The 25,197-nt window shown below is 51.6% G+C and carries 30 protein-coding genes and 1 pseudogene; 6 read left to right on the forward strand and 25 right to left on the reverse strand.

The features are described from left to right. Nucleotides 1–164 precede the first annotated feature (164 nt). From EXW96_RS13145 to EXW96_RS13180, 8 genes are all read right to left on the reverse strand, one after another. Nucleotides 165–1,430 carry an adenosylhomocysteinase gene (locus EXW96_RS13145; protein ID WP_062407638.1) on the reverse strand — a complete coding sequence of 422 codons (1,266 nt, stop codon included), beginning with the start codon at nucleotides 1,428–1,430 and terminating at the stop codon, nucleotides 165–167. Nucleotides 1,431–1,470: 40 nt separating this feature from the next. Further along, entirely contained in the window at nucleotides 1,471–3,108 is a 1,638-nt protein-coding gene (gene bshC, locus EXW96_RS13150; protein ID WP_174350714.1) for a bacillithiol biosynthesis cysteine-adding enzyme BshC, read from the reverse strand. A gap of 130 nt (nucleotides 3,109–3,238) precedes the next feature. Next, complete coding sequence (locus EXW96_RS13155; RefSeq protein ID WP_174350715.1) at nucleotides 3,239–3,382, reverse strand: hypothetical protein; 144 nt, start codon at nucleotides 3,380–3,382, stop codon at nucleotides 3,239–3,241. Between the two features lie 3 nt (nucleotides 3,383–3,385). Then, entirely contained in the window at nucleotides 3,386–3,673 is a 288-nt protein-coding gene (locus EXW96_RS13160; protein WP_054818066.1) for a late competence development ComFB family protein, read from the reverse strand. Nucleotides 3,674–3,686: 13 nt separating this feature from the next. Then, complete coding sequence (locus EXW96_RS13165) at nucleotides 3,687–4,085, reverse strand: DUF3397 domain-containing protein (RefSeq protein WP_174350716.1); 399 nt, start codon at nucleotides 4,083–4,085, stop codon at nucleotides 3,687–3,689. 26 nt (nucleotides 4,086–4,111) lie between these two features. After that, a complete protein-coding gene (locus EXW96_RS13170; protein ID WP_174350949.1) occupies nucleotides 4,112–4,549 on the reverse strand; it encodes a ketopantoate reductase family protein in 438 nt (145 codons plus the stop codon). Nucleotides 4,550–4,551: 2 nt separating this feature from the next. Next, nucleotides 4,552–5,097 (reverse strand): 2-dehydropantoate 2-reductase N-terminal domain-containing protein, encoded by a 546-nt coding sequence (locus tag EXW96_RS13175; RefSeq protein ID WP_174350717.1) that lies wholly within the window; start codon nucleotides 5,095–5,097, stop codon nucleotides 4,552–4,554. Between the two features lie 149 nt (nucleotides 5,098–5,246). Then, complete coding sequence (locus tag EXW96_RS13180; RefSeq protein ID WP_062407632.1) at nucleotides 5,247–5,897, reverse strand: RsfA family transcriptional regulator; 651 nt, start codon at nucleotides 5,895–5,897, stop codon at nucleotides 5,247–5,249. Between the two features lie 309 nt (nucleotides 5,898–6,206). Between EXW96_RS13180 and EXW96_RS13185 the strand changes: the two genes are divergently transcribed. Next, nucleotides 6,207–6,437: a DUF2626 domain-containing protein gene (locus EXW96_RS13185; protein ID WP_062407630.1), complete on the forward strand. Its 231-nt coding sequence runs from the start codon at nucleotides 6,207–6,209 to the stop codon at nucleotides 6,435–6,437. Between the two features lie 47 nt (nucleotides 6,438–6,484). Here the strand turns inward: EXW96_RS13185 and EXW96_RS13190 are convergent, their stop codons facing one another. After that, entirely contained in the window at nucleotides 6,485–7,606 is a 1,122-nt protein-coding gene (locus EXW96_RS13190) for a class I SAM-dependent methyltransferase (protein ID WP_254611374.1), read from the reverse strand. A 97-nt stretch (nucleotides 7,607–7,703) separates the two neighbouring features. On the opposite strand from EXW96_RS13190, the gene EXW96_RS13195 reads away from it, so the two are divergent. The 4 genes from EXW96_RS13195 (at nucleotide 7,704) to EXW96_RS13210 (ending at nucleotide 10,244) form a co-directional block, all read left to right on the forward strand. Beyond that, nucleotides 7,704–7,931, forward strand: coding sequence for a hypothetical protein (locus EXW96_RS13195; RefSeq protein WP_174350719.1), 228 nt, complete (start codon nucleotides 7,704–7,706; stop codon nucleotides 7,929–7,931). Nucleotides 7,932–7,983: 52 nt separating this feature from the next. After that, the gene (locus EXW96_RS13200; RefSeq protein WP_174350720.1) at nucleotides 7,984–8,421 is read left to right on the forward strand and encodes a hypothetical protein; all 438 of its coding nucleotides are present in this window, start codon (nucleotides 7,984–7,986) and stop codon (nucleotides 8,419–8,421) included. 107 nt (nucleotides 8,422–8,528) lie between these two features. Further along, the gene (locus tag EXW96_RS13205) at nucleotides 8,529–9,644 is read left to right on the forward strand and encodes a hypothetical protein (protein WP_174350721.1); all 1,116 of its coding nucleotides are present in this window, start codon (nucleotides 8,529–8,531) and stop codon (nucleotides 9,642–9,644) included. Between the two features lie 78 nt (nucleotides 9,645–9,722). After that, nucleotides 9,723–10,244: a hypothetical protein gene (locus EXW96_RS13210; protein WP_082660682.1), complete on the forward strand. Its 522-nt coding sequence runs from the start codon at nucleotides 9,723–9,725 to the stop codon at nucleotides 10,242–10,244. 222 nt (nucleotides 10,245–10,466) lie between these two features. On the opposite strand, the gene EXW96_RS13215 is transcribed toward EXW96_RS13210, so the two are convergent. After that, on the reverse strand, nucleotides 10,467–11,801 hold the full coding sequence (locus tag EXW96_RS13215; protein WP_054819409.1) for a PhoH family protein: 1,335 nt from the start codon (nucleotides 11,799–11,801) through the stop codon (nucleotides 10,467–10,469). Between the two features lie 109 nt (nucleotides 11,802–11,910). On the opposite strand from EXW96_RS13215, the gene EXW96_RS13220 reads away from it, so the two are divergent. Next, nucleotides 11,911–12,432 carry a YhcN/YlaJ family sporulation lipoprotein gene (locus EXW96_RS13220; protein ID WP_062407620.1) on the forward strand — a complete coding sequence of 174 codons (522 nt, stop codon included), beginning with the start codon at nucleotides 11,911–11,913 and terminating at the stop codon, nucleotides 12,430–12,432. 36 nt (nucleotides 12,433–12,468) lie between these two features. Here the strand turns inward: EXW96_RS13220 and EXW96_RS13225 are convergent, their stop codons facing one another. From EXW96_RS13225 to EXW96_RS13295, 15 genes and pseudogenes are all read right to left on the reverse strand, one after another. After that, complete coding sequence (locus EXW96_RS13225) at nucleotides 12,469–12,921, reverse strand: pyridoxamine 5'-phosphate oxidase family protein (RefSeq protein WP_174350722.1); 453 nt, start codon at nucleotides 12,919–12,921, stop codon at nucleotides 12,469–12,471. Between the two features lie 136 nt (nucleotides 12,922–13,057). Continuing rightward, a complete protein-coding gene (locus tag EXW96_RS13230) occupies nucleotides 13,058–13,330 on the reverse strand; it encodes a hypothetical protein (RefSeq protein WP_074726964.1) in 273 nt (90 codons plus the stop codon). A gap of 7 nt (nucleotides 13,331–13,337) precedes the next feature. Then, nucleotides 13,338–13,793 (reverse strand): hypothetical protein, encoded by a 456-nt coding sequence (locus EXW96_RS13235; protein ID WP_174350723.1) that lies wholly within the window; start codon nucleotides 13,791–13,793, stop codon nucleotides 13,338–13,340. A 39-nt stretch (nucleotides 13,794–13,832) separates the two neighbouring features. Then, nucleotides 13,833–14,105 (reverse strand): YlaH-like family protein, encoded by a 273-nt coding sequence (locus tag EXW96_RS13240; RefSeq protein ID WP_054819407.1) that lies wholly within the window; start codon nucleotides 14,103–14,105, stop codon nucleotides 13,833–13,835. 91 nt (nucleotides 14,106–14,196) lie between these two features. Then, entirely contained in the window at nucleotides 14,197–16,038 is a 1,842-nt protein-coding gene (gene typA / locus EXW96_RS13245) for a translational GTPase TypA (RefSeq protein WP_062407613.1), read from the reverse strand. Between the two features lie 192 nt (nucleotides 16,039–16,230). After that, on the reverse strand, nucleotides 16,231–16,956 hold the full coding sequence (locus EXW96_RS13250) for an amino acid ABC transporter ATP-binding protein (RefSeq protein ID WP_174350724.1): 726 nt from the start codon (nucleotides 16,954–16,956) through the stop codon (nucleotides 16,231–16,233). 10 nt (nucleotides 16,957–16,966) lie between these two features. After that, nucleotides 16,967–17,614 (reverse strand): amino acid ABC transporter permease, encoded by a 648-nt coding sequence (locus EXW96_RS13255; RefSeq protein ID WP_074726966.1) that lies wholly within the window; start codon nucleotides 17,612–17,614, stop codon nucleotides 16,967–16,969. 202 nt (nucleotides 17,615–17,816) lie between these two features. Then, on the reverse strand, nucleotides 17,817–18,281 hold the full coding sequence (locus EXW96_RS13260; RefSeq protein WP_174350725.1) for an amino acid ABC transporter permease: 465 nt from the start codon (nucleotides 18,279–18,281) through the stop codon (nucleotides 17,817–17,819). A 59-nt stretch (nucleotides 18,282–18,340) separates the two neighbouring features. Next, entirely contained in the window at nucleotides 18,341–19,234 is an 894-nt protein-coding gene (locus EXW96_RS13265) for a transporter substrate-binding domain-containing protein (RefSeq protein WP_062407605.1), read from the reverse strand. A 226-nt stretch (nucleotides 19,235–19,460) separates the two neighbouring features. Then, a complete protein-coding gene (locus EXW96_RS13270) occupies nucleotides 19,461–19,970 on the reverse strand; it encodes an electron transfer flavoprotein subunit alpha/FixB family protein (protein ID WP_062407603.1) in 510 nt (169 codons plus the stop codon). Continuing rightward, entirely contained in the window at nucleotides 19,967–21,181 is a 1,215-nt protein-coding gene (locus tag EXW96_RS13275) for an NAD(P)/FAD-dependent oxidoreductase (protein ID WP_174350726.1), read from the reverse strand. Before EXW96_RS13275 ends, EXW96_RS13270 begins: the two co-directional genes overlap by 4 nt. A gap of 18 nt (nucleotides 21,182–21,199) precedes the next feature. Further along, nucleotides 21,200–21,829 (reverse strand): annotated as a pseudogene (locus tag EXW96_RS13280) (threonine synthase); the annotation flags it as partial. A gap of 253 nt (nucleotides 21,830–22,082) precedes the next feature. Further along, nucleotides 22,083–22,745, reverse strand: a complete 663-nt coding sequence (locus EXW96_RS13285; protein WP_174350728.1) for a TerC family protein — start codon at nucleotides 22,743–22,745, stop codon at nucleotides 22,083–22,085. Nucleotides 22,746–22,766: 21 nt separating this feature from the next. Beyond that, entirely contained in the window at nucleotides 22,767–23,981 is a 1,215-nt protein-coding gene (thiI, locus tag EXW96_RS13290) for a tRNA uracil 4-sulfurtransferase ThiI (protein ID WP_174350729.1), read from the reverse strand. Nucleotides 23,982–23,984: 3 nt separating this feature from the next. Continuing rightward, nucleotides 23,985–25,154, reverse strand: coding sequence for a cysteine desulfurase family protein (locus EXW96_RS13295; RefSeq protein ID WP_174350730.1), 1,170 nt, complete (start codon nucleotides 25,152–25,154; stop codon nucleotides 23,985–23,987). Between the last annotated feature and the right edge of the window lie 43 nt (nucleotides 25,155–25,197).

The following is a 25,197-nucleotide window of genomic DNA, read 5'->3' on the forward strand; positions in this document are numbered from 1 at the left end:
GACGCAGGGGATGACGAGGTTGTTGCAGAAGAATGGAAATTTTTATCCTGATTAGCGGATGTTTGGAGGGGGCGGATGTTTGGGTAAGGGTTCGTTTGGCGGCAATGCAAAAAAATCCCCCTGCGCTGAGGCAGGGGGAAGTACGGTTTTGAAAAGCTGGAATATTAATGCTCCGCCCAGCTATCCAAATAGCTTTTTTGCTCCTCGGTCAGCGAATCGATCCCGATGCCCAAGGATGCAAGCTTGAAGCGTGCCACTTGCTCATCCAGTTCATAAGGCACATTCACCACTTTATTGCCGATCTGCTTATAGTTATCGTTTACGTATTTCAGAGACATGGCCTGCAGCGCAAAGGTCATATCCATGATTTCCGCCGGGTGACCGTCGCCAGCCGCCAGGTTGACCAACCGGCCTTCCGCCAGCACATAAAATTTGCGCCCGTCCTTCATCGTATACTCCTCGATGTTGCGGCGAACCGTCCGCTTGGAGACGGAAAGCTCCTCCAGCTCCACTTTATTTACTTCAACGTCAAAGTGTCCGGCATTGGACAAAATCGCTCCGTCCTTCATTACCTTGTAGTGCTCTCCGCGGATCACGTCCCGGTTGCCCGTTACGGTGACGAAATAGTCGCCCACTTTGGCGGCTTCCAGCATCGGCATGACGGCAAAGCCGTCCATATAGGCTTCCACCGCTTTAATGGCATCAACTTCTGTAACGATGACGTTGGCGCCAAGTCCTTTTGCCCGCATCGCCACACCTTTACCGCACCAGCCGTAGCCCACAACGACAACCGTTTTACCCGCAACCACCAGATTCGTCGTCCGGTTGATGCCATCCCATACCGATTGCCCGGTGCCGTATCGGTTATCGAACAAATATTTGCAGAACGCATCGTTGACAGCCACCATCGGGAACTGCAGCTGTCCTTCTTTTTCAAGAGACTTCAAACGAAGAATGCCTGTCGTTGTTTCTTCCGCGCCGCCGCGTATGTTCTTCAGCAGGTCTTTGCGTTCGGAGTGCAGAATCGTAACCAGGTCGCCTCCGTCGTCGATGATGAGGTCCGGTTCGGTTTCCAGCGTTTTGATCAGCAGCTCCTTATATTCCTTCGGATCCGGGTTGTATTTGGCAAATACCGTGATGCCGTCCTCGACCAGTGCGGCGCACACATCATCCTGCGTCGAAAGCGGATTGCTGCCGCAAATCGTTACATCCGCTCCTCCGGCCTGCACTACTTTGGCGAGATAGGCGGTTTTAGCCTCCAGATGAAGCGAGATGGCCACTTTCAACCCTTTAAACGGCTGCTCTTTCTCAAACTGCTCCCGAATGCGGTTTAATACTGGCATATGGGCATTCACCCAATCAATTTTCAAATGCCCCTCAGGCGCTAGCGCGATATCGCGAATCACGCTTTTTTCAATCGTACTTTTCATGAGCAGCTCCTCCTTGATCTATCGTCGAATGGATGATTCTCTACATATAACATATATAATGCTTTCCGTCTATGGTTACCGGCAGCTCCAGCAGCTCCTTCAGCCAGCCGTCACCGTATTTATTCAAATAAGCGGATATGTTATACACTCTTTCCTGCGGTTTGCCGCCAGGCGCAATCGTAAGACCGATCCGCTGGAAATGCCGCAGTCCCGACTCATTCTGGGAACGCAGCCCGTCTTCGGCCTTATGCTGTAAAAAATCGATCTGTTCGATAATTTTGCCCAAATTGGTCTCTCCTAATTTCCCGAGACCCGGATTAATACCGGAAATCGCCGCGATCAAGGGCTCATAGCCCGATCGGAACTGTTCTTTCACTTCTCCGAACCGGGCTTCGAGCTGCAGCCGGTCTTGAGCACGCAGCCATTCCTGCTGTTTCTCTTCAAGACGCAGCACCACATCTTCGAACGTGAGACCATATTTTTGCATGTTTTTGTGGACCGTGCCTTCCACAATGGTGAATCCGAGGCGCGGAACCAATAGCGGCATCCTCATCCCCAGCAGATGAAACGCCTTGCGCGTCAAGCCCCAATAGGCAATCTCCGCAGGGCCGAGTACGGTGGCCAGTACAGGAAACAAAAATTCCTGCATCAGCGGCCGGGTCATGACATTATTGCTCAGCCGCTCCGGCGCGGTGTCCGCCCAATCCAGCAGCCGTTCCCGCGAGAACCTCCGCACGCCCTTGCGGTCGGTGAAGCCCCCACTGTCATCGGCATACAACAAAATCCGTTCGCCTTCTTCATCGTATACAAATAAATTGGCTGCATTCGTATGGAGCTCCGCTTGAGGCTGATAGCCGCATGCTATCAGTTGATCACGGTTTTGGAGGAAGGCTTCGTTCAACTCGCCGTTTTGCTCAATGAGCGTCCGAAACATGGATCCTTCCACCTTGCGCAGGGCGGGATCGTCGGAGTCCAGAAGCACGAGCCCTTGCGAGCCGAACAGCCGAGCCATCAGCCTGGCGAATAAATCCACCAGCGTGGCCGAGTCTTCCACCGCAGCCCGAAACGATTGGACTAATTCATCCTTAAACTCGGTTGTCATTAACGACTGCTCCAGCTGCCGCAGCGCATCCTCCCACTGCTGGCGTCCAAGCTTCGTTCGGCTGACCGACGTTCTCAAGCCGGTAGGATGCTCCACCTTAATTTTATCCACTTGAAGATTCGGCGTCAGATAGTTCACATGATTGACTTCATCAAAATCATGATCCTCACCGGCAATCCAAAACACCGGCACCACCGGCCGGTTCAGTTTCCCGGAAGCTTCTTTCGCCAACCGAAGCAAGGTGACCGCCTTATAAATCACGAGCAGCGGTCCCGTAAACAGCGAAGCCTGCTGGCCTCCTACCACGCACAGCGTCCGTTCGTCTCTCAGCCGCTCGATCGCATCCATCGCTTCGCCGGCGTTGCCGGCCCGCTCATTGAACCGGCGCAGCGCATCCGCCAGCCGCTGACGATCCGCTCCGGTCACGCGCTCCTGATCAAGCCAGGATGCTCGGGCCTGCCAGCTTTCCCATTCCCAAGGATTATAGTCATAAAGCTCGCCCGTCTTCTCAAAACGGCTCACGTAATCGTCCGTCAAAGGCTGGCCGGATTCCCATTGTATTGCTTCCAAGCGCACGTTTCCCGCCACCTTTCCCATACTTGATCCTGCTTATACTTATGTAAAGAAAGCCGCTTTCGCTTTGTAATCGCAAGTAGCATCTATATTGTACACATGTTGAGAAAAATCGTCAAAATGTACGTCCCCGCTAACAGCAAGAACCGTCCGCCAACTGCCCGCGAACGGTTATCTTCTTTATATAATACAACCACGCTGCAAAATCGACGAGCTTGCCGAGGTCCGTTATGCCGATCCGGCCGGAAATCGGCTTGGCTATCGCCAACCAGGCCATGTTCTATTCGCTGTCGGCCCGCAATGCAAACTTCCTTTCCGAATTCAGCACCACATGTATGGCATTCGACAGCTCCCGGTATACATCGGTCTCCACCTGCATCCGCAGCTGGGTTTTGGCGAATACCTCTCCCTTGACCGTCGAAACATATTTGGCCGGAAGTTTATTCAGTGCAATCGCGATGATGTCACTTTGTTCAATTTCCGTTAGATCGGCCAAATACTCCTGGGAATTCATCAATTCTTTCAGGCAGCTTTTCACAACGTCTTCCATTAAGTTATGTACGTTCATTAGGCTTCTCTCCTCAAGAGCTAATCATATACTTGCCGATGCCGAAAAATAACAGCAAAACATAGCAGGCTCCAAGCAGCAAAAAACCGAGTCGTCCAAGCGTCCGGACAATTTTGACAAGGTCGATGCGCCCCTTAATCCGGTTCTGCAAATTTCCGAGCAATCCGGCCGCAATTAAAAAAAACAGTATGATCGTCCACACCAGCATTCCCGATCCGAACAGATTGCGGCTCATATAGGCTACGGAGCCGATTAGGAACAAGGTGGTGATGTCCATGCTGACATAGGTCGCTTTACGTTTATTCCGGCCGCAACCGTAATAAATGATCAGCCATGTGATCAAAAAAGCCACGAAGGGGACAAAAGCAATCACCTTGTAAAGCTGATGGAGCCACTCTAATATTTCGTTCAACCCTCATCACCGACCCTCAAATAAGTTCAACGTCTAATCGGCGGCAGGCGTCCTTCCAGCGCTTTCACAAGCCGGTATACGGCAAGGTGCGTCGGCATGGAAAGGCCGATCGCCTCGGCTTTCTTAAGCAGCCCCCCGTTAATCGCGTCCAGCTCGGTAGGACGGCCTGCAAGCACATCCTGCAGCATGGAAGACCGATTGGCCGAAGTTCTTCGGCATACCTCGAGCAGTTGTTCCCATAGATCCGGTTCCAGCTCGATATGAAGCGCCGCTGCCAAAGCGGTTCCTTCATCGAATAAAGCACGCATCAGCTGCTGCGCTTGGGGCAGCCCCGGCAGTTCTCCATTGGTCACTTGCAATATGGCTGTCAGCGGGTTGATGATGGAATTCACGAGAAGTTTGTGCCAAATTCGGCTAGTGATGTTTTTCGACAGAAAAGCCTCGAATCCTGCAACCTCCAGCAGCTTTACCCATTTTTTTGCGCATCCTCGGCACCTTCATTGTAATGAGGAGAAGCGCTCCCGATCCAGGTGCGTCCTCGGCCGGTATGCTCCGCTTCCGTTTCCGAATGCTTCAAAGCGGCTTCGGTCGTTACGGCAAGCAGGATCCGCTTTGCAGGAATGAATTTTTCAAGCGTTTCCACGTGGCCGATTCCGTTCTGCAGACAAATCACCCAGGAATGAGGGCCCATTCTTTGTTGTACCGTATGAGCCAAGTCCATTGTTATCGCCGTTTGCTTCACTGCGAGCACAATCCAATGCGTACAGCCCTCCCAAGCTGCTTTGCTGCAATCCTCTTCGTTCATTAAACTGATCTTGGGAAAGATCTTTACCATTTTTTTCGATCCATCCGGCCAAGCGCCGGCTTCGGTTAAAGAAACCCCTTCAGACATCAAGAGATGCTTTTGCTCCGCTCGTCGAACTACAAGTTCCATATTGGGAACGGCGCTTGCAAGCTTAACAGCAAAGAGCATACCCAGCGCCCCTGCCCCGATGACCGTGATCCGGTTCACATCTTTCACATCCTTTTATTGTAAACGGCTATCTGGACTCTATCATAACAAAAAAAACGGAAGCCGTAACAAAAAACCCCCCAAACGCTGAAAACGTCCAGGGGGATGCTTATGTAGGAATTGTCGGATATGCGGTCTCTTCGCCGGACTTATTCAATCCGTTCGAGATTTCCGTTCTCATCCATTTTAAAACGCGCCTTGATCTCCTCTTCTTCCTCCGTGAGAAAAGCCAGCTTCCTCGCTCGGTCCATGATTTGAATCAAAGCTTTATAATCGTCATTGACCACACGATAATCGGTGGAAACATCGCTGACCTTCCTGCTTAGCTCGTCATTGATCGTACGAAGCCGCTCCAGCTCATCCTGCTTCTCATTCACTTCTTTTTCCAGCTGCCGCACATGGCGGACCATTTCTTGATAGCTTCCTTTCCACTGCCGCAAAAACCGGATCACCGCGTCGATGGACAACTCTTCTACGATGCCGTCGCTGCGGACGGAGCCTCCTTCCACTAAAGGACCAGCGATAGCGCCGCCCGCCACGGTAGCAAATGAGCCCGTATGCTTTCTTTGCTGGTTGCGTTTTTGCCGCTGTGCCTTGGCGATTTGGATCGCCGCTTCGTATTTTTTTCTGACAAAGCTATTCCAACGGAAGCCGCAGGCTGCCGCGGTTCTACCGATCTTCTCACCAACTTCTTCGAAAGCGGAGAGCTGAGTGCTGCCCTCCCGGATATGCCTTAACGTCACCTCCGCCAATATTAAATCGTCTTCCTCGCTCCATGCATCTTGTCTGATTGCAGTCATCAAAGCCGTCCTCCTAACCACTATAGGTTCATCCACATCTATGATAGGCAGTGCATGAAATATTACGTTACTTTATCTCTATGCCCATGGTAGAGTTCATAGAATACTTTTCTAGTAATTTGTATTGCCATTTTTACAGGAGGTCATACATCATTTTATTCAAAAATGGGGATGATATTTATCAAGCGGGCATAAATTGACTTAATTTCGTCACCGTTTGGACGTTTACACGTCAATCCGGTTTCGCTATAATGTTGAGTAGTAACGTAAAAAATGCAACGTATGTGATGGAAGAGAGGGGGCTGCAGAATGGATCGCATGTTTCGTGTTCTCGGTTTTTGGACGCTTGTCATCGGACTAGCCGCGCTGGCCGGGGAGATGATTCCGTTCGCTATGATCTTTTTCGCCCAAACGGCGATTTTCGTACTGTTAGGATACATGAAATTGTCCGAACGTGCCTACATATTGATTTTTTGGGGGTACATGATTCTTTCGTTTACCGGATTTACGTACTGGTCATTCTTCAAAATGTCCGTATAATCCTGAAACGAAACCGCTATCGCATAACGCTAAAGGTGAACCGTTTTTTACTGCGGTTCACCTTTTTTTTGGATCAGCACCTTAAACAGCTCGCTCATTTGATCGCTGATCAGCAGCTGTCGTATGGCGCGGTTTCGCTTGGCTGCCGGAGAGAACGGATCGGCGGCATCGTGCGGCTGCAGCCTGTTCAATAATCCGTTTTCCACCAAAAATTGCTTTTGGGTCATCAACTGGAATTGATTTAGGCCGCACTCCCGCCCTGCATCGATCAGCGTACTGAAATTAACATGAGAGGTCATATCCTGCTCGCCCGGATACAACAAAGGCAGATCATAAGCCTGATGCTTCCGGTAGCACAGGAACGTTCCATTCATGCGATGCGGGGCATAAAGCTCTTCCCGGACATCTCCGTAATCGATCGTAATCAGCTCGGCCCGTTCTCCCAAGCCCGCGGCTACGTTTTTGAGCCACTGTACGGACGCAAGTCCCGCCTCCAACCTTTGTCCCTCCCGCATAGGCATCTGTTCTTTGGAGATAAAATCCAGCAGCCCTTGGTCCGTCACGGGCATCTCCCGTTCTACCAGCGTCTGTTCCCGATCGTCCCACGCTACGAAGGTTTCCATCCAACCGTCTTTCCGATACGTAATGCGATGCACCGGCAGGGCATCCGGGAGCTCATTGGAAAACACAACGCAATCCTTCCAAGGACCTTCCTCCACCCACTCGTCTTCCATCAGCCAGCGCACCTTCTCTATATGCGGCGCCAGCGTCTCAGCCTGAAGCCTCCGGTGATAGGCACTCGCTTCTATGCTGATATACTGAAGCCTGTTGTACAGATCCGGAGAAGACAGCTGAAGGGCGTTGAGCAGATGCAGCGCCAGCATGCCCCTGCCTCCGCCCCACTCGGTCAGGCAGATCGGTCCCGATTGACCGGACGCTCTTCGGCTCACATATTGCGCCAATACCTCCCCCAGCAGCGTACCTACAGAAGCAGCGGTATAGAAATCACCGTCTCTTCCGATTTTTGTCCTCTCTTTCATATAGTAGCCGTAATCCGGATGATATAGACACAAGTCCATGTATTCAAAAAACGAGATGGCCCGCTCCTTGCGTTTCTCCATACGTTCGCGGATGATCGCCAGAAGCTCGCGGCCTCCTGATGGTTCCATATGCATATGCCCTCCAAGTATCACGCGATTTTAATTACAGACAAAGCATCTCCTGTCCGATATGATGAATGAAGACGACAATGGAAGGAGCGCAACCTTGCTGATTACTCGAAAAATGTTACCTTTACTGCTTCTATGCTGTATCCTTGTCCTTGCCGCCGGATGCACGGATCATGAACAGCTGAAGCAAGATCTGCTGCAGGCCGCAGCCAAGCAAAAACAGGTACAGAGCTACCGATTCTCCGGCCAGGCCAACCTTCAGCTCGACCCCTCCCTCTTTCAGGGAGCGCAGCCAATGACAGCCGCAATGCTTAGCTTTGTTTAAGGAAAGCACAATTCAATATGAAGGGATGGTCTCGCTCCCGGAACCGGTCCGAATGGAAGCGACGTTCACCCTGACGCCAAAGGGCGCAGTATCGCCGATTGTACTGCCGATCCTTCTTAAAGATAACAAAATGTACCTGCACTTGCCAGCGATCAGTCCAACGGATGAATATATTATGCTCCCGCTTGAGAATGCTCAGAGCCTATGGAATGCCGATCGCGGGCTTGCTTCCGGCATCTTTGCAGAGCAATGGAGTCCGGCCGCGCCCTCTTCCGTAAGCACCGTGATCGATGAACAGGGCTTTATCCGTGAGCAATCCGGCAAGCTGAGCTTTACGGATAAAAAGAGCGGCAAAGCGGTGAGCGTGATCGAATGGACACAACAGATAGACGATGTGAACCAGACGCCGAATTTTAGCAAAGAAGAGCCGAAACAGGTGAAGAACCTCCAGGATATCCTTCGGCTTCTCCCCGCGGCGCCCAAATCATAATATCTTTCCGCTGCTTTTCGCCGATTTCCGGCGGAAAGCTATTTTTTTGTCATCATTTTCCCATTCGTATGATAATCTTTAGGTGAGAGGATGGGAGGGAAACTCGGGTGACATCGCCATTAAGACAATTAAGACAAGCCATGACTGGTTTTATTCTGGTTGGCTGGTGCGTTCTTGGCTTGGGATTCCCAATCGCGAAGGCCGAAACGATTCAGGAAAACAAAGAATTGCTGCAAAAAGGTCTGACGATCTACGAGATCGACCAGGAGCTCATGCGCATAACGGAGCAAGAGGCAAAGCTGCAGGAGGAGCTCAAGACCGCCGAAGAACAGCTTAAGCTGGCCGAAGCGTCGTCAGCCGAGGCGAGGGCCCACGCGGCCAAGGTCATTCGCGCTTATTACATGGGAGACCGGGATTCGCTTTGGGCTTTGCTGTTTACGATCCGCAGCTTCTCCGAAGCGCTGGCCTCGTTGGACTACCTGCAAATGATTCTAAAAAACGATCAGCAAGCGCTCAGGCGTCACACCGAGACCTGGCGGCAGTTAACGGAAGTGAAAGACAGACTGACCAAGGCGCAAACCGGACTGCAGCAAACCAAATCGAATTATCAGGAGCAGCGGACTCGTCTTGCAGCTTTGCAGCAGGAAGTGGACGATACCCTGGCAGAAAATAAAGAAACGGCTGTTCAGCTTCAGCAGCAGATGCTGGAACTAAACCGCTTATGGCATGACAAGGGTGTGCCGATGCTCAGAACCTACTTTCAGGCGCTGGGGGATGCGTTGGAACAGCTGCCTGAACTGGTGACCTCCGGATCAGGCTCGGGCAATAATTTGATCATGAATGGATTTAACTATACTTTTCAGATGACCGACCGGGAGCTGAACGACTATTTAAGGCAAAAACACGAGCTGTTCACGGATATGACGTTCCGGTTCGCGCCTGACAAGATGACGGCTGCCGGAAGCCGGGACGGCATCTTCGTGCAGATGTCCGGCAGCTACGAGCTGGCTTCCAGGGACGATCGCCGAAATGGAGCGTTTTTGCGTTTTCGGATTACAGAGCTGCAGTTCAACGGCTATATGCTGCCCTCCACGACGATCGATGCCTTGGAGAAAGACTTCGATTTGGGACTTTATCCGCAAAACATCGCATCGTTTCTCCAAGTGACGGGGGTGAAAATCGAAGAAGGAAAGCTTAGCATCATGCTGAAGCTGGCCTTGTAACGCAAAGGTTGCACTGGCCGGCTTTTTTTGTTCATAATGGTGAAATAAGAAACAAACGGAAAGAGAGGAACGGCAGGTATGACAGGATTACAAATGAAATTCGGTTTGGCTATGGACCTGCCTGAGGACAAGCGGGCGGGTTACTACGCACAAATTGTAAAAGCGCTGGCCGGTAAAGCAAGCCTATTCGACCGGGATAAGGAGCTTCTGATCTTCTCCACCCCGCAGGAGCGCGAGCAGGCCAAACCGATTATGAACCAGTATTCCGTACCCTGCGAGGAGTTCGATTTGCTGCTGCTGCCTTCAACGGTGAGAATGAGCCCTTCTTTTGAGGATTACGGTTTTATCACTCGGCTGGAGAACGCTTATCTCTACGCCGATATGGCCGTCGTATGTAAGCTGAATAAGCCGGAAGAGCCGTCCAGCCGCGCTTATGAGCCGGAACAAGCGGCTGCGCAGCTTGAAGAACACCTGCTGGCGTATTGGAGCTCGGATGATGACGGCGCCGCGGTTTACACCCTGGAGAAGCAGCACGCCGAACTGGCCGAAGGCATTGCCCGTGCCTACGGCTGCAGCGTCGAATGGATCTGCGGTCCGTAAGAAAAACTTCTGAGCGAAGCCCCTTTGCTGAAGGAAACCGGTCATAACCTGATAGGCAGCTTTGTTTTGGGAAAAGGAAGGTTTAGGCTCCACATGAATCTCGTATCATAACAACATCGGCCGCAGGACGATAAGAATATCGCTGCGGCCGATGGGTATGGGAACTGCCCTTTGCGCTGCCTATAGGGTTGAACCGGATGCGAAGCTTTCCCCCGCTTTTCTTTACAGCAAATCCGCTGCAAGCTGCGCCAGATGGGAGCGTTCGCCCCGCTCCAGCATAATATGCCCGCTGATGCTCTGATCTTTAAAACGTTCCACGACATACGTAAGTCCGTTGCTGGAGGCATCGAGATAAGGATGATCGATTTGTTCGGGGTCCCCGAGAAGAACGATTTTGCTGCCTTCCCCAACGCGGGAGACGATGGTTTTGACCTCATGCTTGGATAAATTCTGCGCCTCATCGATAATGATGAATTGGCCCGGTATCGACCGCCCGCGGATGTAAGTCAAGGCTTCAACTTGAATACTTCCGAGCCCGGCCAATATTTTATCGATATCTCCCGGCTTTTTCGTATCGAACAAATATTCCAGATTATCGTAAATCGGCTGCATCCAGGGGCGCAGCTTCTCTTCCTTCTCACCCGGCAAAAAACCGATGTCCTTGCCCATAGGAACGACGGGACGGGCGATCAGAAGCTTCTTGTACTTCCTTTCGTCTTCCACCTTCATCAAGCCCGCTGCAAGCGTCAAAAGCGTCTTTCCCGTGCCGGCCTTGCCTGTCAAAGTAACCAAAGGAACCTCATCATTGAGCAGCAGTTCCAGAGCCATCCGCTGCTGGGCGTTTCTTGCCGCAATGCCCCAGATCGGGTCGTTGCTCAAAAAGAGCGGCTCGAGCTTCTTGCCATCCGCATTCACCTTCAGCAGAGCCGATTTGCTGGTCCCCATTTCATCTTTTAGAATGACGAACTCGTGAGGATGCAGCCGGTAAGTCAAGTTTAAAGAGCTGACGCTCAGCTGGCGGTACGTATAAAATTCATCGATAACGGATGGATGCACACGAACGGTAAGATATCCGGTATAAATATCATCAGCCACATTCACAATCCGGTCCGACAAATAATCCTGCGCCGTAATGCCCAGGACGTCGGCTTTAATCCGGACCAGCACGTCTTTGCTGACCAGAATAACCGGCTTCGGTTCGGGCTTCTCATTTTCCTCCAAATGATAATTCAGCGCAACGGCCAGAATTCGGTTATCGCTGGTCGCATCCGCAAATACTTCCTGCAGCCTCGCAAAGCTTCTGTGATTGAGTTCCACCTTCAAGCTTCCGCCGCTCTCAAGGTCAATGCCTTCAAATAGTCTTCCGCTGCTCCGCAAGCCGTCCAGCATCCGGGAGATCTGGCGTGCATTTCGCCCCAGTTCGTCTGCGTTTCGCTTTTTGGAATCGATCTCCTCCAGCACTACCGCCGGAATAATCACCTCATTATCCTCAAAAGCATATACGGCATTTGGATCATGCAGCAAAACGTTGGTATCCAGCACATAAATTTTTTTCACCTTGAGTCCCTCCCAGGTTTGGTGTTCGGTAAAAGCTAAATACATAGGAACTAGCCAGTCAGGACAAACTAAACCTAAGCAGATCATGAACAGAAAGGAACGAAAACAAGTGAGGAAATTTGTTGCGCTTATTATGCTGTTGTCCGCTGTGCTAACAGGTTGTACCCAATCACCAAAAAATGGAGCAGCCCCTCCTCAAAACGTTGATCCAAACCATCAGGTGCAGGTTAATCAAACGGCTCCTCAAAAGAAAGAGATTACAGATCCCGCGGGCGTTGCCCAAAGGCTGGAGCAAATCGCCGGCAGTGTACCGAATGTGGAGAGCGCCAATTGCGTCGTATTCGGCAATACGGCCGTCGTGGGAATCAACGTACCGCAAGGTATGGATCGAGCCAAAGTCGGTACGGTCAAGCTGTCTGTCGCAGAAGCGTTAAAGCATGATCCTTATGGGGTGGACGCGCTTGTGACGGCCGATATGGATCTGGCCGAACGTTTGCGCCGCGTAAGGGATCATGTCATGAACGGCAGACCGATCAACGGATTTGCGGAAGAAATGGCGGCCATTATCGGAAGAATCGTTCCCCAAGTGCCGCGGGATGTGGTTCCGCCACAAACGAACCCGAACCGTTGATCTGTGTAGAAAAAAAGCCTAGAACGCATAACGATTCTAGGCTTTTTTCATGGCGTCGAACACCTGCGTGTCCAGCTTCTCGGCGGCACGCTTATCGTACGTCTTTTCATATTCAGGCGCAACGGAAATGCGAGCTCCGTAGAACATGGCATCCCGTATCGCAGAAATGTCGATGTCATAACAGGCCAGCTTAAACGGAACCCCGTCTAATGCTTCAGCAACAAGACGTGCAGTACCATAAACAGCATGTACCGAGCCGGCACCGATGAAGGTCAGATTCACTAGCGGTTGTTTCTTCAGGTTGGTTCCGATACGCGAACGCTGGTCCACGGCAAAACGAATGGTCTTCTCATCCTTGGCATAAAGCCAGGAAATAGCATTCATGGCCGGCGCACCGGTTTCATGATCAATCGTGCTTAACAAAGCAAACGATTCCTTCTGCAATGCGTCGAAGAGCTGTTCCGAAAGAGCTGTGATCGTTTCGGCCATGGATTCCCCTCCTACAGTTATTCCTGCTGCTGAGTTCATTATATCATACGTGAATACTGACAGCTACAAACAGTTGTCATGGCCACTCCTTTCCATTGTTAATATTTTATTTTATCTACCTGTTTAACGGATTATGTCATTCATTGTATTTCGGGTTTGAACGAATATCCTCCAGCAGCTGCTCTGCGGACTCACGGTCAAATTGCTGTGTACGTTGTTCCTCCGCTGTTTCATATTGAACCCGGTATACGTGATCGTCCGCGGTATACCCGAATTGAGTCAGGTGATGGTCTTCCCGCAAGATCACTTCAAAAAACGCTTTCGTCTCCGCGGCTGCACGATCTTCCGGACGAGCTTCAGCGACGATACTGATTTGCAGCCAATTGAACAGCGCATCCTGTAATTTCAAAACGCTTTCAGTCCTCTCTCAGCAAAATGACGAAGCGGCCCTGCTCCAGCCATTGCCGCATTGTCTCCAACCACGGCTCCGCTTCCTTGCCGGCGTCCGTTTGCGACAGCAAGGATAAAGCCTCCTGCGGTGTCATCACACGATTGAAATACGCTTCGGCACAATGGGACAAAGGATAATCTTCCCCCTGTTCCGGCTCCTGTCCCTTCTGTTCACCGGCTGCAAGACAGATCGGTTGTCCTTGTCCCAAATCAAACGGAAGCGCGTCTGTTCCGCATGCTTCAAGAGCTTCATCGGCGAGCAGCAGCTCCGCCTTAAAGCTTAACAGCAGCCTGGGATGAACCGGGCGAAGCGCTTCGACAAAACGGATACGGGCTTGTTCCGGCTCCAGCAGCAGCCTTTCTTCACCCAGCACAGCGTAACTCCCGTCCCACTGGACCGGCATCAGCCAAAATTTAGCCATAGGATCCACTCCCATCCGAACACCTTGTGCAAGGCGGCTCTATTCCTTTTTCTGGCTCCGCTCCTGAATGAAATAACGGATCTTCACCATGAACATCAAGGCTACGGCAACAGATAGGCTCGGTACGATCGGCAGACCCGCCAACTGAAAGAACAGCAGCATGCCGGAGCCTAATGCGAGCATCAAATAGATGATCGCGTCTTTTAAGATCGGCAGCTTCCGTACCCGAAACACTTTATTGTAAACATAAGTGATAAGAACGAAAATCAGAACCCAAGTGATATAAGGATGAGCACGAAACCAATCCGTCATAAAATACACCTCTCTTCGGGAGCGATTATTCTATCATGATGGAAAAGAAAGCTCTGATCCCTCAGAGCTCTCGTCATGAAGCATATGATCATTACACGCGGGCTTCCGCCATTTTGCGGTGTTTCTCAGCCCGTTCACGCTCATTCTTATTCAAAATCTTCTTCCGCAAGCGGATCGATTTCGGTGTAATTTCACAGTATTCGTCGTCGTTCAAATATTCGAGCGCCTGCTCCAGCGAGTAAATGCGTGGCGTCTTCATTTTGACGGTGTCTTCCTTCGTAGCGGAGCGAACGTTGGTCAGCTGCTTCTCTTTACAAATGTTAACGATGATGTCGTTATCGCGGTTATGTTCGCCAACGATCATTCCTTCGTAAACCTCCGTTCCCGGTTCCAGGAACAGTGTACCCCGGTCTTCAACCGACATCATGCCGTAGAACGTGGAGACGCCGGTTTCACTGGAAATCAGCACGCCTTCATGACGTCCGCCTACGCCGCTGCCTGCATAGGGACCATAGCTGTCGAAGGCGTGGTTCATAATGCCGTACCCGCGGGTTAGCGTCAAGAAATAAGTCCGGTAGCCGATCAGACCGCGTGCGGGAATCAGAAACTCAAGCCGTACATTCCCCGACCCGTTGTTGATCATATTGACCATCTCGGCTTTACGCGTGCCCAGACTTTCCATCACCGGGCCCATGCTCTCTTCCGGAATATCAATGATCAGGCGCTCAATCGGCTCCATCTTTTGTCCGTCGATTTCTTTAATAATAACCTCCGGTTTCGATACTTGAAGCTCAAATCCTTCGCGTCGCATATTTTCGATCAAAATCCCCAGGTGCAGCTCGCCGCGTCCGGATACGATGAAAGCGTCAGGGCTGTCCGTCTCTTCCACGCGAAGACTGACATCCGTCTCCAATTCTTTGAACAGGCGCTCGCGCAGCTTTCTGGACGTCACCCATTTGCCTTCCCGTCCGGCGAACGGACTGTTGTTCACCAGGAACGTCATTTGCAGCGTAGGCTCATCAATTTTGAGCACCGGCAAAGCCTCCGGATGGGCCGGATCGGCCAATGTTTCCCCGATGTTGATATCTTTGATGCCGGCAATGGCAATGATATCGCCCGCACCGGCTTCTTCGATCTCCAAACGCTTCAAGCCCTGGAAGCCGAACAGCTTCTCAACGCGCGCTTGCTTGGTTTGTCCTTCACGGTTAATGACAGCAACCGATTGGCCTTGACGGACCTTGCCGCGGTTAACCCGACCGATGGCAATGCGTCCCAAATATTCATTATAATCCATCAGCGTGACGAGGAACTGCAGCGGCTGCTCCACATCTTCCTTCGGATATGGGATATGGTTCACAATGGTATCATACAGCGCCTGCATGTTCCCGTCCTGACGGTCGGGCTCCAAACTGGAGGTTCCCATCAACGCCGAAGCATAGACGACCGGGAAGTCCAGCTGGTCGTCATCGGCTCCAAGCTCGATAAACAAATCGAGCACCTCGTCCACCACTTCGGCAGGGCGGGCATTCGGACGGTCGATCTTGTTCACGACGACAATCGGGGTCAAATGCTGCTCGAGCGCTTTGCGCAAAACGAATTTCGTTTGCGGCATCGTGCCTTCGAAGGCGTCGACGACAAGCAGAACGCCGTCAACCATTTTCATAATCCGCTCCACCTCACCGCCGAAATCGGCGTGGCCCGGTGTATCGACGATATTAATCAGATAATCCTTGTAATGAATAGCCGTATTTTTGGCCAATATGGTGATGCCCCGCTCACGCTCCAAATCATTGGAGTCCATAGCCCGTTCCTGAATGGCTTCGTTCTCACGAAACGTTCCGGATTGTTGAAGCAATTTATCTACGAGCGTCGTTTTGCCATGATCGACGTGAGCAATGATGGCAATATTTCTTATCTTTTCTCTTGAATGCATAAGTCACATAACCCTCTCTTCAGATGTAGCTTGTTTCTGCGGGCATGATAAGCCCCGCTCGGAAGCCCGTTCAAAAAAGAAGCGTCGGACGTAAGCGCCGACGCTACAATTCACACTTCATTATACGGGAAAATACATAAGAACGCAAGAAACTTGCATATGAACCGTATGCCAAAACCGTTGAATCACCGGCTAATGCAGCACCCTGTTCAGAAACTGCTTAACCCGTTCGTCCTTCGGAGCTTCAAAGAAAAGCTCGGGCGGTCCTTCTTCGATAACGGCTCCGCCGCTGAGAAAAACGACCCGATCCGCGACCGCTTTGGCAAAGCCCATCTCATGTGTGACGATGACCATCGTCATTCCTTCCCGCGCAAGATCAAGCATAACGTCCAGCACCTCCTTGACCAACTCCGGGTCAAGTGCGGAGGTCACTTCGTCGAACAACATCACATCGGGACGCATGGCTAACGACCTTGCAATGGCTATCCGCTGCTGCTGGCCCCCGCTGAGCTGAGCCGGGTAAGCGTTCCGCTTATCGGACAACCCGACGCGCTCCAGCAGCGAAAGGGCGATTTCAACCGCTTCTTTTTTCGTTTTTTTCTGCACCCTGACCGGTGAAAGGATTAAATTATCAAGCACCGTTAAGTGAGGGTACAAGTTGTAACTTTGAAAAACCATCCCTACCTTTTGCCGAATCCGCTGCCAGTTGACACGCTTCCCGGTGATGTCGATGCCATCGATCCATATTTTCCCTTCGCTTACGCTCTCAAGCCCGTTGATGCAGCGCAGCAGCGTGCTTTTCCCGCAGCCGCTCGGACCAATCAGCACAATAACTTCTCCTTTGGCGATCGTCAAATCGATACCGTTAAGAACCTGATTGTTATCGAATGTCTTATGTATATTTTCAAGTTTAATCATGTCGAAGCGGTCACCTGCTCAATTTTTTTTCCAGATAGAAAGAGGCGATAGAAAACGGGTAACAAAGGATGAAAAATACAGCGATGATAAACAGATAAATTTCCAGGGAAGCCATCGTACGCTCGATCACAATTTGTCCTGCGGTGATTAAGTCCCTGACGCCGATCAATGCGGCCAAAGTAGTGGACTTGGCAAGCCGGTTGTATATGCCGATCAGAGGCGGCAGCATTCTGCGGAATGCTTGCGGCAGCAAGATCCAGACAAGAATCTGGAGGTAGGTTAACGCATGCGCCTTTCCCGCCTCCGTCTGTCCTTTCGGAATCGATTGCAGCGCGCCTCTGACCACCTCCGCAATCTCAGACATGCACCACAGCGTCAAGCCGGATACGGCGGCAATTTTACTTGGGATATCGATATGAAGAACATAAGGCGCAGCGAAAAAAACGAAAAATAAAGTGATCGGGACAGGCAGTCCGCGAAATACTTCAATTATACCGAAAACCGGAAGCCGTACCGCCGCTATCTTCGAATTGCGCAGCACGCCCAAAGGTATGCCAAGCGCCGTCCCCAGCACCAATGTATAAACGAATATTTCAACGGTGACCCATACTCCTTTGGAAAGCAACGGCCAATTATCGATAATCACATGCCAATCCAATTCACGGTGCCTCCCGTTTATAACTCATACTTCAATTTATTCTCAAGCCGTCTCAGCGCAAAAGACAGTGACCATACAATCAGCAAATAAAGGACCGCTACCGCGGTAAACATTTCAAAAGGGTGAAAATAAATGGCGATTATGTCTTGGGCTACAAAGGTCGCCTCCGAAATTCCTATGGCGGCCAGCAAAGAGGTCGACCTTACCAGGTATAAAAATAACCGTTCAGCGCGGGCAGGCATATCCTGAGCGCCTGTGGAAAAATGACATGCCTCATGCGCTGGAATCTGGTTAAAGCAAGCGAGGTCGCGGCCTCGAACTGCGTTTTGGGCACCGCCTCAAGCCCGGAACGATACACTTCGATGAAATAGCCTCCGCCGAAAAACGTCATGGCAATGATTCCGCACGTATAAGCGCTGAACTTGTAACCAAGCGACGGAAGCACAAAAAAAACAAAATAAATTTGGACGAGCTCCGGAACGTTCCTTGCTATTTCCACATAAGCGGCGGTCACCCAACGAAGCAGCTTGATGCGCGATGTACGGGCCAGCGCCCCCAGCACCCCGACAATATTGACAAAAACGAGCAGAATCAAAGAGACAGACACCGTGGTTTGCAGCCCACGAAACAGGCTCGGGAGATGTTCCCAGACGAATTTAAAGTCCATTTTACCTGATCCCCCATGACATCATTGCAGCATACGCTTAAGAGCGGTATCCGATGCTTTTATTTTTTCGGCCTTCTCAGGAAGTCGCTCGGGTTAAACTCCTTGGGCATCTTGGGAGCGATCCACTGCTCGCTTAGTTCGTAGAAGTAGTCTTGATCCTCCCACTTTTTCAAATTGGCATTGATCCAATCCACCAGTTCGCTCTCGCCCTTCCTGACCGCGATTGCCCATGGCAGCTCGGCGAACGGCTTGCCGACCACCTTGAATTCCGGGTTGCTGCCGGCAAGCGGATACAGGAGCGTATTATCCTGCGCAAAAGCGTCCGCTCTTCCATCCTTGAGCGCCTGCACCGATTCCGACGTTTTTTGCAGCTTGACCAATTCCGCATCCGGCACTTGCTTGGCAATGCCGAGATCCCCGGTGCTTCCCGGAACAACGATCACTTTTTTTCCTTTCAGGTCGGCGACATCCTGAATGGTACTGTCCGCTTTAACAAGGAGCTGCACGCCGCTTTTAAAATACGGCTCGGAGAAATCCACTTCCTTGGCCCGTTCTTCGGTAATGCTCATCGTGGCAAGGATCAAATCGATTTTGCCGCTTTGCAGATAAGAAATTCGGTTCGTGCCGGTAACGGAAACAAATTCGATCTTGTTGGCATCCCCCAACAAATCTTGAGCCAGCGCTTTGGCCATTTCGATCTCGAATCCCACATTATTGCCTTTTTCATCAATATAACCGAACGGATTATAGTCCGTTTTTACCCCTACAACAAGCTTCCCTTTGTTCTTTATGCGCTGCAGAGGACCATCGCCCTTCGCCTCTTTCAAAGCGTCCTGATCATTGCCGGGCGCTGAAGCTGTTTGTGGGCCATCGGTTTTGGCGCAGCCCGCCGCAAGTACAAACAAGAGAATGACCGACAGCCATACCGCATACATGCTTTTTGATTTAACCATACTTCCAGCCTCCTGATTATCCGATCTATTATTGCTGCCAGCCCGCATTTCCGGATTCTTGTTTTTCGCTGCCGGAAAAGAAAAAAGAGACAGCATGATCCGTTAGATGAAACTCGATCTAACGGATCACAATGTCTCCGGCTTTCCGGTCAACATAACCCAATATTCCTATGTATATAGTTGCTTTAGTAGCATACTATTCCTCTTTTTGATCTGTCAACTACTTTTATGCCTGTTGATTCAGCAGATGGATGATCAAGGGTATGATTTTTTCCACATCCCCCAATATACCGTAATCCGCAAGCTGAAAAATGGGGGCATCCGGATCGCTGTTGACCGCAACAAGCAGTTCCGCCTGTACTCCGGCTAGGTGTTGAACCGCACCGGAAACACCGCAAGCGACATATACCTTGGGAAATACTTTTCTGCCTGTCTGTCCGATTTTGTACTCGTACTCGATCCAGCCTGCTTCCACGGCCGCCCGAGTGGCTCCCGCCATTCCGCCAAGCGCTTCCGCCAGCTCAAGCACATGCCGAAAGTTCCCCGACGAACCTATCCCTCTTCCGCCTGTGACAATGATGTCCGAGCGGTCGGCGCTCCCCCGGCCCGCATGCCGCAGGCGTGGGATCAGGCCGGATTCCCGAAGTCCGCGCTCGAGGCCGCCGTTCTCCTCATCAATGAACCGCGCGCGCGTGTCTCCAACCTTGTCCCCCTGAAACAAATCAGAACCTATCATTGCTCCACCTCCGAAGCATGAGGCTGATCATGCTTTAAGCGGCTCAACGCGCTTGTCGTCACTGAGTCGATAAGATCGTTCTCCTCGAACCGGCTGAGCCGGAACATGCGTGCTCGCGGATCGGGGACGGAATGGGCTACCAGGGAGGTTACAATCTGGCCTATGGCAGGAGCCAATTTAAATCCGTGACCGCTTAATCCGCATGCCGAGTAAAAGCCTTTCACCTGATCGCTTTTATCCAGAATCGGAAAACCGTCGGGGGTTACGGCATATATCCCCGACCAGCTGCCCACAACCTCGCCGTTCTGCAATAGGGATAAGGAGTCGGAGCATCTCGACCACAGTTCCGCCGCTTTGCCGCCGTCATCGCCGTCGCGGAACAGCTCCGGGTCCACCTTCTCCCGCACATCGTCCGGATGGTTCGACCCCAGAATCGCAAGGCGCTTTCCATCGGGACGAATATAAACGGAACGGACAGGGTCGGAGAAAATGGGGAAAGGCTTGTCCATTGGCGAAGGCAAAGCAATCCCCACTTTATAATGCCGGCTGGTTTCAATGGGCAGATGCATTCCGGCCAAATGGCCGATGGCAGCCGCCCATGGCCCTCCGCAGTTGATAATGGTTCTGGTTTCGATCGTATCACGGTCGGTACGGACCCCGCTGACTCCATCCGCATCCCTTGCAATAGCCAGAACCCTCGCTCCCTGCATGATCGCGGCTCCATGCTCCTTTGCATAACGGATAAAGCCGAGACAAGAAGCATGGGCATCGGCATAACCCGCATCCTCCTCATAGAGCCCCAAGGTAATGTCCGTCCTCAGCAAAGAAGGAAGGTATTCCATGATTTCCTCTTTTGCCAGCATTCTGCTGCGGATGCCAAGCTCCTGCTGGAGCTGGAATCCCAGTCCCAATGTTTCCGCGTTTGCCTCATTGCCTGCCAATAGAAAGCCCGTCTTCGTATAATCGCTGGGCGAACCGGTGATCTCCTCGAACCGGGAGTAATAATCCAGGCCGATCCGGGCCATATCGACCAGCACCTTGTTCGTATAAAACTGTCTTAACACGCCGCTGGATCTGCCCGTGGAGCCGGCGCCGAGATGAGTTCGTTCGACGATAACGATACGCCTGAAGCCTTCCAGAACAAGGTGAAACGCTATGCTTGCGCCGACGATTCCCCCGCCGATAATGACGACATCAGCTCTGATGCTCATGCTTGACCACTTTCCTTCTTATTCGAGGTTTATGCGCTCTCCCGGCTGCAGGATGGGAACATCGATCCGCACGGTTTCCGGATATTTAATGCCACTGCCCGTATTTAAGGCTATAACGGTATCCTCTTCCCTGATCCAACCGTTCTCCCTTAATCTTCTTGCCGCTGCAAAGGCGGCCGCTCCTTCGGGACAGACGAATGCGCCTTCATAGCGCGCAATTCTGCCCTGCTCTTCTAACAAGTCCGCATCTTCCACCGCTATCGCGCATCCATCGCTTTCATAAATCGCTTCCAGCACCAAAAAGTCTCCGAGCGCCTTGGGGACATTGATTCCAAAAGCAGCCGTTGCGGAATCGGGCCAAAATTCGGATTCACGCTTTCTTTCATTCCATGCCTTGACAATCGGCGCGCAGCCCGCTGCCTGTACGGCGACCAGCCTGGGCAATCGTTCCTCGATCCAGCCGATTTGCGCAAGCTCCCGAAAAGCTTTGAAGATGCCGATGAGTCCGACGCCTCCGCCCGTCGGATAAAGGATGACGTCAGGCACCTTCCAGCCGAGCTGCTCTGCGATTTCCAATCCCATCGTTTTCTTGCCTTCGATGCGGTAAGGCTCCTTTAATGTAGACCCGTACACTCCCTTAGGCCGTATTTTCATGGGAATACTGAAAAAGTAAACAAAAAAACTCTAATTATCCCGTCCGCGTACGAGCTAATTAGAGCCTTCGGTTAACCGATTGGCTGTATTCAAATGAAATCCAGAGCATCATTTCAATATCATATCATGTGAATGCTGTGCTTTACAGTTATTAACAACTTAACATTCAAGCATTTTGTTGTCAAGAACAAATTTCCCTACCTGGATGGACGCTTGAAACGGCTTAGCTAAATGTCAATCTCGCCGATTAAGATGATCTCGGAGATATAACGAACCTTTTCAAAAGTCCGGATCCAATGACGATCAGCGTTGTAATGACAGGGAGAACATAATGGGGGATACTGCCTAACAGCCAGTCGGATACCTTATGGTCCGCCATAAACATTTCGCCTGCCGTATAACCAAGAATTCCGGCTCCGGCAAAAACGAGCACGGGATAGCTTTTCAGCAGCTTGACCACAAGCGCACTGCCCCAGATAATCACGGGAACACTCATGGCGATTCCCAGAATAACAATGCCGATTTCGCCTTTCGCCTTGGCTGCGATGGCCAGGACGTTATCAAGACTCATAACGAAATCGGCTAAAATGATCGTCCAGATCGCTTTGCCGAGCGTAGAAGCCTCTTTTACGTTAGAGTGTTCCTCCTCATCCATCATCAGCTTGACGGCAATCCACAGCAGCAGCAGCGAGCCTGCGGTTTGGATGTATGGAATCTGAAGAACGTACACCGCCGCAAGGGTCAGAATGATCCGTATCCCTATCGCTCCGAAAGTCCCCCACCATATGGCTTTTTTGCGTTCTTCCAGCGGAAGCTTCTGGCTGGCCAGCGCAATGACTATCGCGTTATCCCCGCTGAGCACGATGTTAATCAGCATAATTTGCAAAAACAGCAATATCCATTCCATCATGACACTATGCCTCCCGTTTTTTCAAAAAAACGAAGCAAACTTGTCTCTTGGATTTACAACGTCCTCTTCATCTACCAACAGGGATCGGGTATTTCGAACGGCTTCTTCCAACTCGTCCTCAAGCCAGGTCATCTTGCTTTCAATGCTTTCTACCACCCTGAGATTCGGGTTCGTGCTGGGGCTTGGAGGCAAAAACAGCGTACAGCAATCCTCATGCGGGAGAATGGAGATCGGGAACGTACCGATTCCTTCAGCCACCCGAATGATCTCCCGCTTCTCCATGCATACCAAGGGCCGGATCAGCGGCAGGCTTACCGCCCGTCCGATGGTATTCATACTGAACAGCGTTTGACTGGCGACCTGCCCGAGGCTTTCCCCCGTTACAATCGCTCCGGCTCCTCTTTCCTCCGCCAGCTTCTCTGTAATCCGCAGCATGGCGCGCCGCAGTAAAGTAATCAGCAAATTTTGATTGTAGACCGCATGGATTTTCGTCTGCACCGATGTGAACGAAACCATATGGAGCTTGACGGGTCCGGCAAATGCAGCCAGCTTCCTTGCCAATTCGATCACTTTTTGCTGAGACTTTTCATTGGTGTAAGGATAGCTGTGAAAATGTACCGCTTCCACTTGAAGTCCTTGTCTTAAAGCAAGATAGCCGGCGACCGGGCTGTCGATCCCCCCGGACAGCATCAGCATGGCCTTTCCGTTGGACCCGACAGGAAAGCCTCCGGCGCCCTCGTCTACACGGCAATAAAGCAGCGCCTCCCGTTCGCGGAGCTCTACTCTCAGCTCCGCCTCCGGCCGGTGCACGTCCACTTTTAAGTCGGGGAACGCTCGTAGAACGCAGCCCCCTACCAAACGGTTCATTTCTTGTGAATCATGAGGGAAGCTCTTGTTTACTCTCCTTACACTTACTTTATATGTTCGGGGCAGCGGTTTTAATGACTGTATTACATCCAAAGCCGTTTCTTGTATGCGTTCCAATTCAAGGGGAGAGGAATAAACCGGGCTGAATGAAGTAAGGCCTAATACTTTGCGTAAATAAGGCACCAATTCCTCATAGTCCGTACCGTTCAACTGAAGGATGATTCTCCCGAATTCCTTCCGGTAAGAGACCGCCTCGAAGGAACGAAGCGTTCGTTTCACTTGTTCGAATATTGTATTTTCAAACCGGTGCCGGTTGCGCCCCTTTAACGTCAGTTCCCCAAGCCGGAGAATCGCTTGCTGTGGTTTCATCAATTATTTTCTCCGTCCTTTCTGTGAAGACACGGCCGGCTTCAGTTCGGCAACCACTTCCTGAAGCGTGGAGCAAAAACGACGCACGTCCTCCTGTGTTTGCTGAAGCGAGTAGCTGAGCCGTATACCGCTTACCGCCGCGGCATCGCTTGCTCCCATAGCCGTCAGCACCCGGCTCGGCTTCTCCGCTGCGGAAGAGCATGCCGAACGGGCCGAGACACAAATGCCTCTTTGTTCTAAAGCATGCACGAGTACTTCCGACTTCATGCCGGGAAACGAAAAATGAACGATGTGCGGAGCCATATCCTCCGGGTTCCGGGAACCGCTCAGCACAAGCTCCGGCAAACGATCAATGCCTTGAACGAGCATTTCCCGCAAGCCGGCCGTATGTTTTGCGAAAGCTTGCTGCTCCTCCACGGCCATACGTACGGCTTTGGCCATGCCTACGATCGCAGGGACATTCTCCGTTCCCGAGCGCAACCCCTTCTCCTGGCCGCCTCCAAGCAGCAGCGGCTCCAGTTCCACTCCCCGACGGCAGTACAAAAAGCCGATCCCTTTCGGTCCGCGGAGCTTGTGTGCCGAACATGTCAGCAAATCGGCTCCGAGCTGCTTGGGAATAACCGGAAGCTTGCCGACGGATTGCACCGCATCGACGTGAAACAGTGTTTTGGGACGATGTTGAAGCATCCGGCCGATTTGTTCAATGGGCTGAATCCGTCCCATTTCATTATTGACATGCATTACACTCACAAGAATCGTATCATCCGTGAGTGCTTGTTCCAGCTCTTCCATGCGAATTTGCCCTGTATCGTCTACCGGCAGGTAGGTGACGCGATACCCATCCTTCTCCAGCTTCCGAAAGGTTTCATAAACCGATGGATGCTCAACCATGGTAGTAATCAAATGATTTCCCCTGTGCCGGTATCTTCCTGCCGCGCCGCGAATGGCCAAATTGTTGCTCTCCGTCCCCCCCGATGTGAAAAGAATTTCACCGGGATCGCACTGCAGCTTAGCGGCAATGGTTTGGCGGGCCCGGGCCACAAGCTCCTCTGCATCGGTTCCCATCGCATGCAGCGAGGACGGATTGCCATAGAACGATCTCATCACTTCCGTCATCGTGTCAATTACTTCTTCGTACATCGGCGTTGTCGCCGCGTAATCCATGTAAAGCAAAAAAAGCTCCTCCTTCAGTTCTAAGAAAAGACCAATTTCCGCT

This window comes from Paenibacillus sp. JMULE4 (genome assembly GCF_013337105.1).
GTDB classification, from domain to species: Bacteria; Bacillota; Bacilli; order Paenibacillales; family NBRC-103111; genus Paenibacillus_G; species Paenibacillus_G naphthalenovorans.